Below are 17,830 nucleotides of genomic sequence, written 5' to 3'. Positions count from 1 at the left end.
CTATTTTGGTATTTCAGAAAGTTCTTTTCGTCCTATTGGATTGATTCCTTTCTCTAAAAATTCCTTTGCTTTAATTACTGCCCAACATTTATCACTAGAATGTATATTAGAATAAAAACGCAATAACATTTGTGGTGATACCACTGTAAAACCATTGCATATTTCCGTTTGTAAATCAGTTCTTTCAAAAAAATCAATTGTGATTCGAAATGCTTTTTCATTAGCTATTGCGATTACTTTTTCATATCTTCTAAAGTTTTCTGCACTGTACAAATGATCATATCTTGTCCAAACTTTTTCAAAACTGTTTTCTAATAACACTTCCATCACTTTTGCTACATTTTTAGGATGTACAAAAATGTCGATATCTTTATGATCGTGAGCGTGTTTATACTCTATATGATTGGGTATGCTCATAAAATGCCAGGCCCAACCTCCTGAGAGAACGATGTACTCTTTTAAAAGATGTAAGATTTTTAAACTTTCATCGATTCTATTTTGATTCCATAGTTCACCATATCTGTTTTTATTATGTGGTGCTCCCATACTTATTATTTATTATAAACATGTCACTATTACAACATGCTTCATTTAAAAATTCATTCCTTATAAGAATGTTCTCGATACTTTTTTGTTTCGTTTCACTACACAAAAACACCCGAACTGACGAGTAACTAGAGTTAACTACTTCATCTCTCTTTCCAAAAATTCGATTGGCTTCTTGTTTAGCCCCGATTGTAGGAAGTAGCTCCCGATACAATCGGGACTACTTCGAAAAGCGGGAAAATGGTGACCCAAAAATGCCCAAACCATTCGCTCCTACAAAAAAATATTAGCGATCCATTCGTACTATTTTAGGAGTAAACGTGCCTAAAACCTCGACTAATTCCGATTGTAAAGCCATTACTTTATGTATGTCTTTATACGCCATTGGAGCTTCGTCTACATTGCCTCCTATTAATTTTACATCTTGTGCAGCCAACTCTTTTTTAATCTGACTTTGAGTAAAATTTGCTTTGCATTTGGCTCTTGAAAACAAACGTCCGGCTCCGTGAGAAGCAGAATCCAAACTGGCTTCATTTCCTTTTCCCATAACGATAAACCCAGGTGCCGTCATGGAACCAGGAATAATACCTAAAACTCCTTTTTGCGCTGGAGTTGCTCCTTTTCGATGCACGATGCATTCGTTACCATCAACTGTTTCTTTCCAAGCAAAATTGTGATGGTTTTCTATCGTAACCACTACTCGTTTTCCTAAAGCTTTGGCTATTCTTCTGTGAATATCATCATGACAGGCTTTGGCATAGTCACCTGCTAAATTCATTGCCAACCAATATTCTTGTCCGTCATGTGTATTCAAATCGAGCCAAGCTAAATGCTGCACATTTTTAGGTAACGGACATTGTTTGGTTGCCAAATACGTGTAATGCTTTGCAATATTAGCTCCCAAACCTCTTGAACCACTATGTGATAATACCGCTAGATATTCTTTAGGTTCTAACTTCCATTCGGGTAAGGGTTGCTCTAATTTTACAATACCAAATTCCACAAAATGATTCCCACCACCAGATGTACCCAATTGTTTATACGCTTTATCTTTTAACTTTTTCAGTAAAGGAACCGTATCAAACTCGTTGCGATAAAACACCTCATGATCTGCTTTTATTTTGTGTGTTTCATACATACCAAATTGGGTATGGTCTTTTAAAATCGCTTCCAACTGATTGTCTTTTCCTTTTAAAAAAGAAGCTGGTAAATCAAAAATGGACAAACTCATTCTACAACCAATATCGACACCTACTCCATAAGGAATCACCGCGTTTTCAGTTGCCAAAACGCCTCCAATTGGCAAACCATAACCAGAGTGTGCATCGGGCATTAAAGCTCCTTTAACCGCTACGGGCAATTTTAAAGCCTCGTACAATTGAAACTTCGCTTGTTCATCGATTTCATTTTCTCCAAAAATGGAAAAAGGGGCTCTTGTGCTTTTTAATTGGTTGAATTTCACTTGAACCGGATTTACCAATCCTTCTGCTACTTTTCCCCAAGTACCGTGCATTTTAAACTTTTCTGGATGCAACAAAACCTCTTTGGCTTCATTTAAAATACTTTCTTTTTTTTCTCTTTTTCGGTATCTATTAATTTGCCCTAAAGCAATATTGATGGCGTTATTCTTTGGAAAGCCTAATTTGATTAGATCTTTTCCTGATAATTTATTTCCCATAATCTATCCTTTTTTCGTCTACATAATCTTCATAAAATTCCTGTAAACTTTTATTTTTATAAGGATTACAATATCTTGGCTTTTCATCTTCGTCATAATACCTGTATCTATTGTACCCTCTTTTTAATTTGTCAATTTTTCCGCGTAAATGAAAATTCATAATTTTATTTTCAATCCAACCTAGTTCGCTTTCTATTTCGGCATCAATGGCTTTTCTATGAGTAACATAATACGGTTTTACACGCAACACATAACGCCATGATTCTGTAAAAACATAATAACTATGAACTCTAACTCTACCAAATGTTGTGCTCTTTTTTTCCACATAAGTAAAATAGCCTTTCTCCTTATCTGTTAAACCAAATTTTGGACAATTCCATTGATGTGGATAAACACGGTACAATTCCTGATGTTCTTTAACTAAAACTCGTTTCCCTTTCTTTTTCACTCTTCTCGAAAATGACTTTGCATTAGAATAATTATAAGTGTTAATCTTCATGAGCAAATTCTCAAAAAATTTGGCCTGAGGAGAACGCAACACATCTTCTCGTAATACAAAAAAACGCACCCAACCTTGTTGGTATGGTATTTCCAATGGAACTAGTGGTAAATCTTTTTTAGCATTAAATAATTCTCGTTCCCTTTCGAAAACAGAAAGCAATTGCTTGTCAAAATCTTTTTTTACTATTCTTTTTTTACGTCTATGACTTTTAAAACGACTAGCAAATGCATAATCGTTTTCAGTGAAATTTCCCATTTGAAAAAATTCATTTAAAAAATTATAGCACAATGGCTAAAAATCTCATTATCAAAATGATAACGTAAAAGTTCGTGTATTTCGGGAATTTTTGAAGGGTCTAGAATTAAAAAAGCCCGAATCTAAATAGCTTCGGGCTTTTTCATATTTTTGATTCTGATTTTACGAATGAAATAAGCCACGAAGAAAAGCGTCACCAGTTTCTACTGATAGATTGCTTTGAAAGTATAAATTGAATAATGTCATTTTTTCTTCGTTTTTAATGTTATTTTTTCTGGGACAAATTTTTGTAATTATTTTTCACATTTCCAAATTTATTTTTAAAAAAAAATTTTTTTGTAGTATAAAAACTATATTAAGTGAATGTTAAAGCATTTACGCACTTATTTTAATTTCTCTATTTTTACAAAAAATTTAACCTATGCCAACCGACTGTATCAGCTACCAAAATTCAGGATATTTTTCAGACTTAATGATTGATTATTTAAATGAAAAAGACTCTTTAAAACCGCTGTACCATCGCTTTCCTAAGTTAGAAAATTTTAAAGACCAACTCCTTGAAAAACAAAGGGATTTCACTATAGAAAATAGAACTATTTTAGCTACTGCCTTAGAAAAACAATACGCAAATTTTGAAGTCTCTGAAACCACATTAAACCACATTAAACTTTTAAACAATTCCAACACTTTTACCATTACAACCGGTCATCAATTGAATTTATTTACAGGTCCGTTGTATTTTTTGTATAAAATTATTTCTACTATTAATTTATGTAAAGAATTACAAAAAAAATACCCAGAAAATAATTTTGTACCCATTTATTGGATGGCAACTGAAGATCATGATTTTGAAGAAATCAATTATTTTAACCTAAATGGAAAGAAAATCCAATGGAAAAAAGACAGTTTTGGACCCGTTGGACGTTTAGACACGAAAGGATTAGAAACTGTTTTTGAGGAATTTTCGAAAGCCATTGGGATTAGTGATAATGCCAGTTATTTAAAAGAGTTGTTCCAAGAAGCCTATTTAGAACATTCCAATTTAGCTGATGCTACGCGTTATTTAGCCAATGAGTTGTTTAAAGAAGAAGGTTTAGTTATTTTAGACGGTGACGATAAAAACTTGAAACAACTTTTCGTTCCCTATGCAAAAGAAGAGTTGTTGCATCAAACCTCTAGTACTGAAGTTTTACAAACGAACGAGGCATTACGTGACTATAAAATTCAGGTAAATCCTAGGGAAATTAACTTGTTTTACATTGAAGATCATTTGAGAGAACGCATTGTTTTTGAAAACGGACAATACCGTGTTTTGAATACTAAAATGACTTTTTCAGAAAGAGAAATACGTACCGAATTAGAAAATCATCCCGAAAAATTTAGTCCGAATGTTATTTTAAGACCGTTGTATCAAGAAGTAATTTTACCTAATTTGTGTTACATTGGTGGTGGAGGCGAATTGGCATATTGGTTACAATTACAATCTAATTTTAAGGCAAACCAAGTTCCCTTTCCGATTCTTTTATTACGCAATTCGGTGCTTTTGGCAACCGAGAAACAAGCCCAAAAAGCAGCTAAATTGGGTTTAAACTGGTCGGATTTATTTCAAAAACAAAATATTCTTCTAACGAATAAAACCAAACAATTATCACAATTTACGATTGATTTTTCAGAGCAAAAAGAACATCTGAAACAACAATTTGTTGGGTTAAAAGAAATGGCAAAACAAACGGATAAATCCTTTATTGGTGCTGTAGAAGCGCAAGAAAAAAAGCAATTGAAAGGATTAGACACTTTAGAAAAACGCTTATTAAAAGCTGAAAAGCGCGTTTTAGCTGACCAATTAGAACGCATCACACTGTTACAAAATGAATTATTTCCTGGTCAAAGTTTACAAGAACGAAAAGTGAATTTTGCAGGGTTTTATGAAGCTTTTGGACCTAAATTAATTGAAACGCTTTTGGAAGAGTTACAACCATTGGAACAGGAGTTTACTGTGGTGGTTTTGTGATTTTAATTTGAAACGTCACTATGAAAATGCCTAAAAAAAGACAATTGCTCCCTTCAAAAAGTGCTTTTATTATTTCCTTGATTGTTATTCCCTTAACGATTGTGAGCGTTTGGTTTTATGGTATTGGTACACATAAAACAGTGATTGAAAATTCATTGCTATCAACCTCCATTCTATCTCTTGCTTTTTTTCTTTTTATTACCATCAATTTATATAAAGGAGCAAAATTAAAAGATACGTTGGGAAAATTCACACCTCATTTAACGACTAAAAAAACTGCTTTTTTAAAAGACATCAATTTAGATGCTGGGATTATAGAATCAGGTTCAATTGCAGAAGAAGGAATTGGAGGCCTTATATTAAACATTATTTTATGGCTAATCGTGACTGTAGTCTTAAGTTACCTATTTTTTATTTTAGGAACCTTCATTTGGTTTTCAATTGTCTTATTTATAGCCATGTTGTATTGGCTTTTTTTCAGAGCAATACGACTAATTTTTAAAAAATCTCCAGAATGTAGTGGAAATTTACAAAGAAGTGTTTTTTATGGTTTTACTTACACTCTTTTATACAATTTTTGGATATACGGCATTATTTTCTTAACCAAGTTTTACTAGAAATTAATTAAAACATGGCAACAATAGATCAATATAAACATAATTTATTAGATTTTTTCATTTGCCCAAGTGATTACAATTTAATAAATGGTACTAATACTAGACAGATTGCAATTTATCAATTAGAACAAGATATACCATTTGATGAATACCGTTTTGATGGAATGAAAGGAGACATACTCGTTGGTGGTGGATCAGGTGAAGCAGAATCGTTTAGAATTTCTAAAAAAGCAATCTCTTTTTTTAAAGATGAAGATTTTAATGATTACGAAGACCTTGATGAAATATTCAAATCATTTTGGTCCTCTAATTTTTGTTACGTATTAGGCAATGGACTACTAAAATTAGGATGGACACCAAATGAATCTATGGAATTATGGTTGGCTGAAAATATAATAAATCAACTTCTTAATAAGAAAATTTTAAAAATATGAATCCAATCATCAATTCAACCGAACTTCTCGCTTTACTAGAAACTAAAAAGCTTGTACTTATAGATGCTAGTAATGGTAAAGAAGCTTTTAACGACTATTTAGCAAGTCATTTACAAGGTGCTTTATTTGTCGATTTGAATACGCAATTGGCAGCTATTAAAGAAAATGTTGCTGAAGGTGGTCGTCATCCTTTGCCTACTTTGGAACAATTTTCAAAAGTTGTTGGGGCATTAGGGATTACTCCAGAAAGTCATGTAGTGGTGTATGATGATAAAAATGGAGCGAATGCTGCTGCACGTTTTTGGTGGATGTTAAAAGCAGTTGGTCATGAAAAAGTACAGGTTTTGAATGGTGGTAAACAAACTGCTGAAAAGATTGGTTTTCCTATGGAGAAAGGTAATAAAAAAGCAACACCAGTAAGTGATTACCCTTTCAGCAATTGGCAATTACCACAAGTTACATTGACTGACGTAGAAAAGGCGACCACAAATCCTGATGCAATTATAATTGACGTAAGAGAAACCGCTCGTTATAAAGGTCATGTAGAACCTTTGGATTTAATTGCAGGTCATATTCCGAATGCTGTGAATGTGCCTTTTTCGACTAATTTGGATGAAATCGGTTTGTTTTTGTCTCCTTCCCTATTGAAAGAAAAATATGAAACAGTTTTTCAAGAGATTCCTGTCGAAAATCAGATTGTGCATTGTGGTTCTGGAGTTACCGCTTGTCATACGTTATTAGCTATTGCAAGTGCAGGTTTACCGATGCCTAATTTATATGTAGGCTCTTGGAGTGAATGGTCTAGGAATGGAAAAGAAATTGTGACTGAGGAATAAGTTTTGTTTGTAGTATTCACTTTCTATTAGCAACAAACAAAACTTATATTTAAACTACATGAGGCTGTCCAAAAAGTACAATCTTGTCAAGCTGAACTTGTTTCAGCTTCAATAAATTATTTGATTTTCAACTATTATTAGATTCCGAAATCGAAGATTCAACGAAGTTAAATAAATTCGGAATGACAAATCAAGACTTTTTAGACAATCTCTTATATGCTATTCTTCTATAATAGTATCTTCTTCAATTACAAATTCGTTTACTGTTTCTTCAAAATCCAAAGGGTCTTCCATTTCTTGTATTTCTAATTTTGAAGCTTTTACAGCGTTAAATTTTTCTAAAGCTTCCAAATCCCCTTCTTCTCCACTAAAATAAGGAAAAACATCCATAATTGGAGATTCAGCAATAGCAGGAACTGTATAATCGCCCATAGTATTTTGCATCGCATGAAGCGTGTTATCATAGGCTTCTTTTACATCATTGGCTTGTACCAATAAATAGATATTCGTTTTACGTTCTTTACCGCTTTCTTCATCATAAGCAACTAAAGCTACTTTAGATTTGAACCATCTATCCGCTTTTTCAAACGGATGAATTTCAGAATAATTGGCAAATTTTATATTGGTAATCTTAAATTCTTCGCTCACATAAGCTGCCATTTCTTCATTGATTCTTCTTTCGGCTTCAGTATAGGAAATCGCATCGACCAAGTAAGGTTCGGTTACTACTTTCTGCACGCCATTTTCATCAATTTTTCTATACTTTACTTTACATTCATACCAAGTTGCACTCATACTCTTTATTTTTTTTAGGACGCCAAAGATACTTTTTAATCAAAAAACAGCTTGTTAATTTTAAAAATAGATATTCACAATTTTAATAATCTTTGTATCAAAACCACTTTTTTTAATCTATTTTTGTACGGTAACCTAATACAAATAATTGATAATGAGAATAGCTTTTTTGACTCTTTTCCTTTTATATAATTTAATTAGTTTTAGTCAGAATATAAAAGAAATGAAACCTAAGTTAGGTTCTTTGATTGAAAAAAGTCCTGCTGGTGAATTAGCCTTTGAAAAAAGCATTGAAGATTGTAAGACTCTTTTTGAAAAAATAAATCAAAAGAAAAAAGAACGTCTTACGCCTGAAGAAAAAAAACAATATGAAGACTGTTTAGAAGACAGAGAAGGATATTGGGATGTTTTAGGAGTAGGTTGTAGTTGGTATTGTGGTGGTGGTTTAGATACAATCTCTGCTTCGTCTGTCTTAAAAACGAATAAAGAGATTAACTATATTCCTAAAAACATTCATGATTTAAATTATAAAACAGCATGGATAGAAGGGGTTCCAGGCTACGGAATAGGTGAAACAATTACGTATCATTTTCCTCCTGAAAATCCAAGAATTACTGAAATTATAATTGTAAATGGTTATGTTAAATCAGATAAAACTTGGAGAGAGAATTCGAGAGTTAAGAAGTTAAAAATGTATTTAAATGACATCCCTTTTGCTTTACTCCATTTAGAAGACTCGAAAAATGAACAATCATTTTACTTTGATCCTCTTGGGAATAGCGATAGAGATGATTTCAATTCTTTACAAAAACAACCTTGGTGGACAATTACATTTGAAATTGTAGAAGTTTACAAAGGTGAAAAATATGATGATACCGCAATCACAGAAATTTATTTTGATGGTATCGATGTTCATTAATATTTAATTTATATATGTTTTCATTCTTTAAAAATAAGTCCGTAATTCCTGAATTCGAATTTATAAATACATTTTCTGAAAAAGACTTTTATTTTGTTCGAACAAAACAATGGATGTGGGTTACAAAAGAAGAAATCGCTTTGGTTCATAAAGACGAGAAAGGTTTTATTAAAACTACAACAATGGACTTTTGGTTCCAAGAAATGTTTTTAGATGCTGATGGCCTAAAGACTATTTCTGAGTATTTATTGCTTCTGGTTAAACAATTCCAAGATGACAAAATGAAAGTACCTAAGGATTTAGATCAATTTATGATTAAAACTCTTTTAAGCTTAAAAAATGATTTAAATGCAATTGAATTTTCTCCAATGCCAAATCAACTAAAAGAAGATTTCAAAAATCCTATAGAATAGTTTTTAAACTCCAAACAAAAAGACTACTTTTGCACCAAATTTTAAAAAACAGAAAAAACGTTATGGCAACGAATAGAACTTTTACAATGATTAAACCAGATGCTGTTGAAAACGGACATATTGGTGGTATTTTAAACATGATTACTGAAGGTGGTTTCAGAATTGTAGCAATGAAATTAACGCAATTAACAGTTGCTGATGCTCAACAATTTTATGCAGTTCACAGTGAAAGACCATTTTTTGGTGAATTAGTTGAATTCATGACAAGAGGTCCTATCGTAGCGGCTATTTTAGAAAAAGAAAATGCAGTAGAAGATTTCAGAACATTAATTGGAGCTACAAATCCAGCGGATGCAGCAGAAGGAACTATTCGTAAAAAATATGCAACTTCAATTGGTGAAAATGCAGTTCACGGTTCAGATTCTGATGAAAATGCAGCTATTGAAGGTGCTTTCCACTTTGCAGGAAGAGAGCAATTTTAATTTTCAGTTGAAAAATTAGCATTCAAAAATTATATAAAAAATCCCGTTTTGTAGTTTCAAAACGGGATTTTATTTATTCTGGTAATATTTTCCCAGGATTTAGGATACCAAGTGGATCGAAAAGTTTTTTAATGCCTTTCATTAAACTCAATTCAGTAGCATTAAAAGCTAAGGGCATGTAGTCTTTTTGTACATATCCAATACCGTGTTCTCCTGAAAGTGTTCCTTTTAATTGTACGGTTAATTCGAAAATTTCAACGATTCCTTTAGGTACTTCTGTAATCCAATTTTCATCAGACATATCACCTTTTACAATATTAATGTGTAAATTACCATCACCTGCATGACCATAGCAAACCGTGTGAAAACCATATTTTTTTCCTGCATCTTTTACTCCTTTTAATAAAATGGGTAAAGCATACCTTGGAACAACGGTATCTTCTTCTTTATACACCGAATTTGATTTTACCGCTTCTCCTACTGCTCTTCTCAATTTCCACAAAGCATTTTTTTGGTCTTCCGTATCAGCAAATAAGACTTCGTCAATTTCAAATTGTTCCAAAACTTCTGTAATTTTTTCAGCTTCTTGAAATAAAACATCTGGATAATTACCATCTACTTCTATTAAAAGGTGCGCTCGAATTTCCTCTTTTATAGGTACACTGACGCCCTCTACATATTTCATAGTCCAATCGATTGCATCTCTTTCCATAAATTCTAAAGCACTCGGAACAATTCCTGCTCTAAAAATAGCAGAAACTGCTTCACAAGCTTGTTCTGCTTTATAAAAAGGGACTAACATTAATATATTATGAGTGACTTTAGGAATTAACTTCAATACAATTTTTGTAATAATCCCAAGCGTTCCTTCACTACCAACCATTAATTGGGTTAAATTATAACCAGTAGAATTTTTTAAGGTATTCGCACCGGTCCAAATAATTTCTCCATTGGGTAAAACAACTTCTAAATTCAACACATAATCTTTAGTTACTCCATATTTAACGGCTCTAGCACCTCCCGAATTTTCAGCGATATTACCACCAATAAAACAACTTCCTAAACTACTCGGATCAACAGGATAAAACAAACCTTTTTCTGCTACTGCATCTTTCAAAACTTGTGTAATAACTCCTGGTTCGACAATTACTTGAAGATTTTTATCGTCTACCTCTATAATGGAATTGAATCGCTCCATGGAAAGTCCAATACCTCCATAAATACTTAATGCACCACCACTTAATCCCGTTTTAGCACCAATGGGTGTAACTGGTATTTTATTTTGAGTGGCTAATTTCATAATGGCTGAAATCTCCTCTGGTGTTTTTGGTTTTACCACAACTTGAGGAGGAAAATTATAATCTTCAGTTTCATCATGACCATAATTTTTTCTAGTTTCCTCATCTGTAAACACATAAGATGCACCTACTATATTTTGAAGTGAAAGAAGAATATCTGAATTATAAGACATAAAAAAATAGTTTATATAAATGTATTAAAATGTATTGAGAATCCAATACCATAAGGCTAATGTAATAAACGACAAAGGGATACCTATTCCAATCATCATACTGCCCAACTTGGGTTTTAACCCATAACTTGAAGCCAAAATTACACCTGTTATCATAGGTGCCATGGTTGCTTCCATAATGGATACATCAATCACTATACCAGAAGCAAGCGTTATTTTTTTATAAAGAATGTAAAAAAACAAAGGAGTTAGCAGTAATTTAAAACCTAAACCTAACCAAAGGAATTTCCAATGTTTACTATGTCTTTCGATTTTTAATTGTAAACCTACAGCTACTAATGCAATAGGTGTAACCGTACTTCCGATGCGCTGAAAAACACTTTGCAACACTATAGGAAAATCAATTTGTATAAAATTCATTAGTAAAGCTATTGAAAAAGCAATAAATGGAGGAAAAAGAGCTATTTTTAGTACCATTGTTTTGGTACTCAATACTTCTCTAGAAAATAACGTTGCCGTAATAATGCCTAACGTTGCCATTACAACAAAGGAACCTGGCTGATCTACAATAATGGCTGTTTTCAAGCCTTCAGTTCCATATAAAGCTTCAATTACTGGAAAGCCTACAAACGACGTATTGCCTAAACCTGCTGTAACAATTAAAAATCCAATCAATTTTTTAGACCATCCAAAATATTTTCCTAAACTATAAAAAAACACGAATGATAGTATAAACCCTAACCACGCAATTCCTAAAGGGTACAATAAAGCAGTAGAGATTTGAATTTTTGGAATATAATACAACCCTAAAGCAGGTAATGAAACATAAATAACAAACTGATTTAAAGACAAATGCATGTTTTTAGGAAATGCTTTTACAAATTGAAAAGCAACACCTATGAATAAACAAATAAATAATAGTAAAATATTGTCCATTGTAGTCCAAAAAATACAAAGTTATACGCTTTATTGGATTCGCCATTCGAAACCTTATTTTTTTCAAAAAAATTGTACTTTTACAACAAGAACGATGATTTTGGAAAATAAAAATAACAAATCGGCTTTATCAGAAATTAATGGAGTGCAGCAACCCGACTCTATTAGTACTACTGTTGCCCAAAATATTTTGCAATTTCGTAGAAAACAACCTACTGCAGAAGAATTAATCACAGCCATTCGTAAAGGTGATAAAATTGCTCTAAGTAGAGCTATCACCTTGATTGAAAGCACTAACGAAGCACATTTAGATAAAGCTAATCAAGTGATTCAAGGCTGTTTGCCCTATGCCAATCAATCGGTAAGAATTGGTATTACTGGTGTCCCTGGAGTGGGTAAATCGACTTTTATTGAAGCTTTTGGGAAATACCTTACTTCCTTAGGTAAAAAAGTAGCTGTTTTAGCGGTTGATCCTAGTTCGTCTATTAGTCATGGCAGTATTTTGGGTGATAAAACCCGAATGGAAGAATTAGTAAAAGATGAAAATGCGTTCATTAGACCAAGTGCTTCTGGTGATAGCTTAGGTGGCGTAGCAAGAAAAACAAGAGAAAGTATCATTTTATGTGAAGCTTCTGGATTTGATACGATTATTATAGAAACCGTTGGTGTAGGTCAAAGTGAAACCGCTGTACATAGTATGGTCGATTTCTTTCTTTTATTGAAGATTGCCGGTGCTGGAGATGAATTACAAGGTATTAAAAGAGGTATCATGGAAATGGCAGATACCATCGTTATTAATAAAGCAGATGGTGACAATAAAGCAAAAGCAAAGCTAGCAAAAACCGAATTCAATAGAGCATTACATCTATTTCCTGCAAAAAAAAGTGGTTGGATACCAAAAGTTACTACCTGCAGTGCTATTGAGAAAGAAGGTATCGATAACGTTTGGCAATTGATTACTGATTATTTAAAAATTACAAAAAGTAATACTTATTTTGAACGTAAAAGACAAGAACAAAACCAGTTTTGGATGTTAGAAACGATTAACGAACAATTAAAAAATCGTTTTTACCATCATTCTGAAATTATTACTTTATTGGAGGCCAATAAAAAAGCAGTCCAAAACAATGAAATATCACCCTTTGCTGCAGCCCAACTACTACTTCAAAAATATTTTAAAGAATAACTTTTAATCCCTTACCTTTTTTCTATATAAAAAGGGTTATTTCACCCTATTCAAAAAACGTGTATCCACTTTTATAAAAAAGTAGGAAGTATTGTTTCTTTGTAAAAATAAAACAAGTAATTTCATAACTTAAAAAAACAAGCATGATAACAACAGTACTTTTAATTGCAGTAGCAATTGCATTTGGAGTTTATGTATATAAATTCCCACCTAAAAAAAACCCTTGTCCTTGTGATACACCAAATAAAATATGTTTGGATTATAGTAGTAGTCAAATCAATGAATTAAGAGTAGACCTTATTCATACTATGACTAATAAATATCGTAGTAATCAATTGGACTTTGTCAACAGAAATACTGATTTTTTAGGTTACAATAAAAATGATGCTCATTCCATATGGTTTGATTTGATTACCTTAAAAAAGTTTATTTATCATATAGAAAAAACATCTCGTGATTTGGGAGCTGGAGTTAATCGAACTATTTCAGATAAGGATTTAGGAATACGAATTTACTATGCAGCTTACCCAACAAAAGAAGAAAATTGGAAAGTTAAATTTCCCGATTTAATTGATTTGTATTCTGATCCGAACAAACAATTATATGAGCATTTACATACATTAGTAATGGTTCCTACTCTTAATATTGATGGCAAGATGGTAGATTTTAATCCAAAAGACACAGACACGTATCCAAATGGACTATATGACATGCCTGGTTATGTAGTAACTCCATTCATTAGCAGTCCTTTAAAGACCGTGGCTATGACTGGATCAACAGAGAATGACCCGAATAACTTAACCGGTTCTCAAAATCATGGAAATTTAATACCTCCAGCTGACCCAGATTCAGAAGGCTTTTAAAATTTGTTTTTGAATGTATAACTCCTATCCTTATTTACTAAAATTGCTGTTAGGACTTGAATTTTTATCCTGTATAACAGCAGTTTTCTGTTTCAAAAAATTGAATGGATCGTTTTGGATGTATTTTTGTTTCTACCTTATCGTTCTAACCCTTAGTGATTTTTTTGTTGCTGATATTTCTAAGGTAACTGATATAAAAAAGCAGCATATATATGCCTATTTTATTATTCCCTTACAATTTATTTTTTTTTATTGGCTTTATGCCTATCAATCCTTACAAAAGAAAAGAATATTCTGGTTCTTCATATTATTATATATTCTTTCTTTTATTCCAATCGAATTGTATTTTGCACGTTTAAAAGTGGTTTATTCGTTCAACTATACTATTGGTTCATTCTTATTAATGATCTTGGTTTTTTTGGAATTTCAAAAGCAAATAAAAAACGATGCCATTTTGTATTTTAAACAAAATAAAATGTTTTACATTAACATAGGAATTATGGTATTTTACGTAGGAACATTACCTTTTTTTGGTTTGTATAATTTATTAGTAAAGGAACCTGAAATATGGAATATGTATTATCTTTATTTTCTACTTTCTAATTGTCTAATGTATTTGTTATTTACAGCATCATTCATATGGGGAAAAACGAAATCATAATCACTATAATACTTTTTAATTTATTTTTTATTCTCTTCCTGTCAGGAATAGTAGTTTTCATCAAACAATACAAACAAAAGAAAAAGGAACACGAAAACAAACTTTTCTTGCAACAGAAAGAACACGAACAAGAATTATTATCTACCCAATTGGAAATACAAACACAAACCATGCAATATATTGGTAGAGAAATTCATGATAACATTGGTCAAAAATTAACCCTTGCTAGTTTATATGCCCAACAATTAACTTATGAAAACAAAGCACCTCATATTACTGAAAACATTGAAAATATAAGTACTATAATAAATGATTCATTAAGTGAATTAAGACAATTATCCAAATCTTTAACAGATAATAAAATTGAACAAAATTCACTCCTCGATTTATTAAAACAAGAATGCGAAAAGATTAATGAATTGAAAAAATGTGAAGTTCATTTCTATTGTCAAAAAAATATCGATATTCCCAGTTATCAAAGTAAAAGTATCGTATTACGCATTACACAAGAGTTCATTCAAAATAGTATGAAACATTCGAAGTGTAAAAATATTACTGTTACATTAGAAAAAAAGACAACTTACATCCAACTTACTTTAAAAGACGATGGAATTGGTTTTGATCTTTCTCAACAATCCAATGGAATAGGCTTACTCAATATGAAAAAAAGATCTGAAATGATTGATGGTAGATATACCTTAGCAAGTGAAAAAAATACAGGAACTCAATTAACCCTTCAAATACCTATATCAGAATGAAAAAAAAGATTGCTATTGTTGATGATCATATTTTAATTGCCAATGCTTTAGCAAGTATCATCACTAATTTTGAAGATTTTGAAGTGCTATTTGTTTGTGAAAATGGTGTAGAATTACAGAAAAAAATGCACTCTGAACCTTTACCTGATATTGTTCTTTTAGATATAAGTATGCCAATCATGGATGGTTTTGAAACAGCAAAATGGTTAAAAATGGAACATGCCAAAGTTTTAATCATGGCTTTGAGTATGCAAGATGATGAATACAGTTTGATAAAAATGATTAAAAATGGGGCCAAAGGCTATTTATTAAAAAATGCACATCCAAAAGAATTAGAAGAAGCTTTACATAAAATAGTAAAAAACGGACAATACTTTCAAGAATGGGCAACCAGTAAAGTGTTGTCTACTTTGTATGGAAACGGTAAATCTTCAGAAGAAATTACAATTACAGATCGCGAAAAAGAATTTTTAAAATATACGATTACCGAGATGACCTATAAAGAAATTGCTGAAAAGATGTTTTGTAGTCCTCGAACTGTTGAAAATTACAGGGATAGTCTTTTTGAAAAACTAGAATTAAAGACTAGAGTTGGGCTAGCAGTATATGCTCTTAAAAACGGATATGAAGAGTAAATTACTCTTCATATCGTTCCATTTCTCTATCGTAAAATTCTCCAGCTAAAGTAATTAGGTGCTCCATTTCAGACTCTAATTCTTTTTCGTCTTCATCTTCAATATCTTCTAAAAACTCTACCTCATCATCTTTTAAATTAATAATAAACTGAGGAAAATCTAAATGAATGATGAAAATATCATCTGGAAAATCGGAATTGTCAGCTAGGACAAATTTTGGTAAATTCATGATGTATAATTTAGTTTACAAAAGTATTAATTCTGCCCTATTTATGATTAGAATGAATTAATTTTTTAGTTTCCGCATTAAAACGTACAAATAAAAATAAAGCGGCAGCAGTTAAACCCGCTAATAATCCTATCCAAATACCAGCTGCTCCTAAACTAGTAAACTTACCTAAATAAATTGAAGTTGGAAAACCAATAATCCAATACGCTACAAAGGTAATATACATAGGAATTTTAACATCTTGCAAACCTCTTAAGGCTCCTAAAACCACTACTTGTAATCCGTCTGAAATTTGAAAAATTGCAGCAACCAATAATAGTTGAGCAGCAATTGCTGCCGACTCAATATTTTCTAATATTGGGTTTCCAAAATCATCTACTTGTTTTAAAAACAACAACGGAAAATAATCATGAAAGATTACAAAAATTAACGCAAAAACAATTTCAAGCAAAGTGGTTAATAGAAAAATTGAAAAAGCCACTAAACGCAACTTGTGGTAATCTTCTAATCCTTTTTGATTCCCCACACGAATCATGGCTGCAACACTCAATCCCATGGCAAACATAAAAGTAAACGAAGCCAAACTTAAAGCTACCTGATTTGCAGCCTGACTTGTGGTACCCAAACTTCCTGATAACCAAATGGCTCCTGTAAACAAGGCTACTTCAAAAAACATTTGCATTGCGGAAGGAGTTCCTAATCGAATAATTTTTAAATTAACCTCTCTTTTAATTTCTTTTAAGCTAAAACCTTTAAAAAAAGGATGAAACTTCTTTCTTAAATTCATCATGTAATGCATATATCCTAACATGACAAATCGAGAAGCAATGGTTCCAATCGCAGCACCTACAATTCCTAATTTTGGGAAAATCCAAACTCCATAAATCAATAAATAATTCAAGCCTACATTGGTTATATTCGCCAAAATGGTAGCCCACATGGAATATTTGGTTTCACTCATCCCATCAGCAAATTGTTTATAGGCTTGAAACATAATCAATGGAATTAAGGAAAAAGCAACAATATCTAAATAAGGCTTTGCTAATTCAACTACATGCTTCGGTTGACCCATAAAAGCAATCAATGGTTTTGAAAAAAAGATAATCGTGAAAAGTACCACTCCTAAAATGGTACACAAATACAATCCGTGATGAAACGCACTTCTTCCTTTTTCAATATCTCCTTTTCCATCCGCTTCAGCTACTAAAGGAGTTATCGCTGTAGAAAAACCAATTCCTAAAGACATGGCAATAAATACAAAACTATTTCCTAAAGAAACGGCTGCTAATTCGGTTGCTCCTAATTTCCCAACCATAATATTATCAACAATACCCACAACGGTATGTCCTAACATTCCTAAAATAATTGGATAAGCCAATTTCAAGTTATAGGAAAACTCTTGAAAATAGGTTTTTAATTGCATTGTATTTAGTTAAGTCTGCAAAATTACGCATTCTTCTACAAAGGTTTTGAGCTATCCTGTAAAATATTTTATCATTTTAACTATTAAAAATCAGACACTTAAAAAAATAAATATGCTTTTTTTTATTTTTTTATGTAAGATTTTAGGAAGTTATGTTTCTAAAGAATAAAAAACAATAAC

Annotated in this window: 19 protein-coding genes; 11 read left to right on the top strand and 8 right to left on the bottom strand. The window is 31.7% G+C overall.

The window, feature by feature from the left end; translation table 11 throughout:
• The 3 genes from NHF47_RS08190 to NHF47_RS08180 form a co-directional block, all read right to left on the bottom strand.
• Positions 1-546 carry a hypothetical protein gene (locus NHF47_RS08190; RefSeq protein ID WP_252764458.1) on the bottom strand — a complete coding sequence of 182 codons (546 nt, stop codon included), beginning with the start codon at positions 544-546 and terminating at the stop codon, positions 1-3.
• 286 nt (positions 547-832) lie between these two features.
• Entirely contained in the window at positions 833-2,224 is a 1,392-nt protein-coding gene (locus tag NHF47_RS08185) for an RtcB family protein (RefSeq protein WP_252764457.1), read from the bottom strand.
• Entirely contained in the window at positions 2,214-2,981 is a 768-nt protein-coding gene (locus tag NHF47_RS08180) for a hypothetical protein (RefSeq protein WP_252764456.1), read from the bottom strand. Before NHF47_RS08180 ends, NHF47_RS08185 begins: the two co-directional genes overlap by 11 nt.
• 421 nt (positions 2,982-3,402) lie before the next feature.
• Here NHF47_RS08180 and bshC point away from each other — a divergent pair, with 421 nt between their 5' ends.
• From bshC to NHF47_RS08160, 4 genes are read left to right on the top strand one after another with little or no spacing between them, the layout of a single operon-like run.
• A complete protein-coding gene (gene bshC, locus NHF47_RS08175; RefSeq protein ID WP_252764455.1) occupies positions 3,403-4,992 on the top strand; it encodes a bacillithiol biosynthesis cysteine-adding enzyme BshC in 1,590 nt (529 codons plus the stop codon).
• 20 nt (positions 4,993-5,012) lie between these two features.
• The gene (locus tag NHF47_RS08170) at positions 5,013-5,609 is read left to right on the top strand and encodes a hypothetical protein (protein ID WP_252764454.1); all 597 of its coding nucleotides are present in this window, start codon (positions 5,013-5,015) and stop codon (positions 5,607-5,609) included.
• A gap of 14 nt (positions 5,610-5,623) precedes the next feature.
• Positions 5,624-6,043 (top strand): hypothetical protein, encoded by a 420-nt coding sequence (locus NHF47_RS08165; RefSeq protein WP_252764453.1) that lies wholly within the window; start codon positions 5,624-5,626, stop codon positions 6,041-6,043.
• Positions 6,040-6,879, top strand: coding sequence for a sulfurtransferase (locus NHF47_RS08160; RefSeq protein WP_252764452.1), 840 nt, complete (start codon positions 6,040-6,042; stop codon positions 6,877-6,879). The genes NHF47_RS08165 and NHF47_RS08160 overlap by 4 nt, the downstream gene beginning before the upstream one ends.
• A 219-nt stretch (positions 6,880-7,098) precedes the next feature.
• On the opposite strand, the gene NHF47_RS08155 is transcribed toward NHF47_RS08160, so the two are convergent.
• Positions 7,099-7,674 carry a DUF4494 domain-containing protein gene (locus NHF47_RS08155; protein ID WP_252764451.1) on the bottom strand — a complete coding sequence of 192 codons (576 nt, stop codon included), beginning with the start codon at positions 7,672-7,674 and terminating at the stop codon, positions 7,099-7,101.
• Between the two features lie 154 nt (positions 7,675-7,828).
• Between NHF47_RS08155 and NHF47_RS08150 the strand changes: the two genes are divergently transcribed.
• The 3 genes from NHF47_RS08150 to NHF47_RS08140 all read left to right on the top strand — a co-directional run bounded on the left by NHF47_RS08150 (position 7,829) and on the right by NHF47_RS08140 (position 9,488).
• Positions 7,829-8,593, top strand: coding sequence for a hypothetical protein (locus NHF47_RS08150; RefSeq protein ID WP_252764450.1), 765 nt, complete (start codon positions 7,829-7,831; stop codon positions 8,591-8,593).
• 14 nt (positions 8,594-8,607) lie between these two features.
• Positions 8,608-9,006 carry a hypothetical protein gene (locus NHF47_RS08145; protein ID WP_252764449.1) on the top strand — a complete coding sequence of 133 codons (399 nt, stop codon included), beginning with the start codon at positions 8,608-8,610 and terminating at the stop codon, positions 9,004-9,006.
• A 62-nt stretch (positions 9,007-9,068) separates the two neighbouring features.
• Positions 9,069-9,488 carry a nucleoside-diphosphate kinase gene (locus NHF47_RS08140; protein WP_130734484.1) on the top strand — a complete coding sequence of 140 codons (420 nt, stop codon included), beginning with the start codon at positions 9,069-9,071 and terminating at the stop codon, positions 9,486-9,488.
• Positions 9,489-9,561: 73 nt separating this feature from the next.
• On the opposite strand, the gene NHF47_RS08135 is transcribed toward NHF47_RS08140, so the two are convergent.
• Positions 9,562-10,959: an FAD-binding oxidoreductase gene (locus tag NHF47_RS08135; RefSeq protein WP_252764448.1), complete on the bottom strand. Its 1,398-nt coding sequence runs from the start codon at positions 10,957-10,959 to the stop codon at positions 9,562-9,564.
• Between the two features lie 24 nt (positions 10,960-10,983).
• On the bottom strand, positions 10,984-11,895 hold the full coding sequence (locus NHF47_RS08130) for an AEC family transporter (protein ID WP_252764447.1): 912 nt from the start codon (positions 11,893-11,895) through the stop codon (positions 10,984-10,986).
• Positions 11,896-11,989: 94 nt separating this feature from the next.
• Between NHF47_RS08130 and meaB the strand changes: the two genes are divergently transcribed.
• The 4 genes from meaB (at position 11,990) to NHF47_RS08110 (ending at position 15,998) form a co-directional block, all read left to right on the top strand.
• On the top strand, positions 11,990-13,081 hold the full coding sequence (meaB, locus tag NHF47_RS08125) for a methylmalonyl Co-A mutase-associated GTPase MeaB (RefSeq protein ID WP_252766071.1): 1,092 nt from the start codon (positions 11,990-11,992) through the stop codon (positions 13,079-13,081).
• Between the two features lie 143 nt (positions 13,082-13,224).
• Positions 13,225-13,944 (top strand): hypothetical protein, encoded by a 720-nt coding sequence (locus NHF47_RS08120; protein ID WP_252764446.1) that lies wholly within the window; start codon positions 13,225-13,227, stop codon positions 13,942-13,944.
• A 768-nt stretch (positions 13,945-14,712) separates the two neighbouring features.
• Positions 14,713-15,363: a sensor histidine kinase gene (locus NHF47_RS08115; RefSeq protein ID WP_252764445.1), complete on the top strand. Its 651-nt coding sequence runs from the start codon at positions 14,713-14,715 to the stop codon at positions 15,361-15,363.
• Positions 15,360-15,998: a response regulator transcription factor gene (locus NHF47_RS08110; protein ID WP_252764444.1), complete on the top strand. Its 639-nt coding sequence runs from the start codon at positions 15,360-15,362 to the stop codon at positions 15,996-15,998. The genes NHF47_RS08115 and NHF47_RS08110 overlap by 4 nt, the downstream gene beginning before the upstream one ends.
• Before the next feature lies 1 nt (position 15,999).
• Here NHF47_RS08110 and NHF47_RS08105 read toward each other — a convergent pair whose 3' ends face one another.
• Complete coding sequence (locus NHF47_RS08105) at positions 16,000-16,227, bottom strand: hypothetical protein (RefSeq protein ID WP_252764443.1); 228 nt, start codon at positions 16,225-16,227, stop codon at positions 16,000-16,002.
• A 37-nt stretch (positions 16,228-16,264) separates the two neighbouring features.
• Complete coding sequence (locus NHF47_RS08100) at positions 16,265-17,650, bottom strand: MATE family efflux transporter (protein WP_252764442.1); 1,386 nt, start codon at positions 17,648-17,650, stop codon at positions 16,265-16,267.
• Positions 17,651-17,830: the final 180 nt, after the last annotated feature.

Origin of the sequence: Flavobacterium sp. NRK F7, from assembly GCF_024054195.1 — a bacterium.
Taxonomy (GTDB): domain Bacteria; phylum Bacteroidota; class Bacteroidia; order Flavobacteriales; family Flavobacteriaceae; genus Flavobacterium.
This window is presented reverse-complemented; position numbering and strand designations above follow the sequence as displayed.

Excerpts from the sequence above, each read along its gene's own strand:
- NHF47_RS08190 (WP_252764458.1), bottom strand. The coding sequence starts at position 546 with ATGGGAGCACCACATAATAAAAACAGATATGGTGAACTATGGAATCAA.
- NHF47_RS08185 (WP_252764457.1), bottom strand. The coding sequence starts at position 2,224 with ATGGGAAATAAATTATCAGGAAAAGATCTAATCAAATTAGGCTTTCCA.
- NHF47_RS08180 (WP_252764456.1), bottom strand. The coding sequence starts at position 2,981 with ATGGGAAATTTCACTGAAAACGATTATGCATTTGCTAGTCGTTTTAAA.
- bshC (WP_252764455.1), top strand. The coding sequence starts at position 3,403 with ATGCCAACCGACTGTATCAGCTACCAAAATTCAGGATATTTTTCAGAC.
- NHF47_RS08170 (WP_252764454.1), top strand. The coding sequence starts at position 5,013 with ATGAAAATGCCTAAAAAAAGACAATTGCTCCCTTCAAAAAGTGCTTTT.
- NHF47_RS08165 (WP_252764453.1), top strand. The coding sequence starts at position 5,624 with ATGGCAACAATAGATCAATATAAACATAATTTATTAGATTTTTTCATT.
- NHF47_RS08160 (WP_252764452.1), top strand. The coding sequence starts at position 6,040 with ATGAATCCAATCATCAATTCAACCGAACTTCTCGCTTTACTAGAAACT.
- NHF47_RS08155 (WP_252764451.1), bottom strand. The coding sequence starts at position 7,674 with ATGAGTGCAACTTGGTATGAATGTAAAGTAAAGTATAGAAAAATTGAT.
- NHF47_RS08150 (WP_252764450.1), top strand. The coding sequence starts at position 7,829 with ATGAGAATAGCTTTTTTGACTCTTTTCCTTTTATATAATTTAATTAGT.
- NHF47_RS08145 (WP_252764449.1), top strand. The coding sequence starts at position 8,608 with ATGTTTTCATTCTTTAAAAATAAGTCCGTAATTCCTGAATTCGAATTT.
- NHF47_RS08140 (WP_130734484.1), top strand. The coding sequence starts at position 9,069 with ATGGCAACGAATAGAACTTTTACAATGATTAAACCAGATGCTGTTGAA.
- NHF47_RS08135 (WP_252764448.1), bottom strand. The coding sequence starts at position 10,959 with ATGTCTTATAATTCAGATATTCTTCTTTCACTTCAAAATATAGTAGGT.
- NHF47_RS08130 (WP_252764447.1), bottom strand. The coding sequence starts at position 11,895 with ATGGACAATATTTTACTATTATTTATTTGTTTATTCATAGGTGTTGCT.
- meaB (WP_252766071.1), top strand. The coding sequence starts at position 11,990 with ATGATTTTGGAAAATAAAAATAACAAATCGGCTTTATCAGAAATTAAT.
- NHF47_RS08120 (WP_252764446.1), top strand. The coding sequence starts at position 13,225 with ATGATAACAACAGTACTTTTAATTGCAGTAGCAATTGCATTTGGAGTT.
- NHF47_RS08110 (WP_252764444.1), top strand. The coding sequence starts at position 15,360 with ATGAAAAAAAAGATTGCTATTGTTGATGATCATATTTTAATTGCCAAT.
- NHF47_RS08105 (WP_252764443.1), bottom strand. The coding sequence starts at position 16,227 with ATGAATTTACCAAAATTTGTCCTAGCTGACAATTCCGATTTTCCAGAT.
- NHF47_RS08100 (WP_252764442.1), bottom strand. The coding sequence starts at position 17,650 with ATGCAATTAAAAACCTATTTTCAAGAGTTTTCCTATAACTTGAAATTG.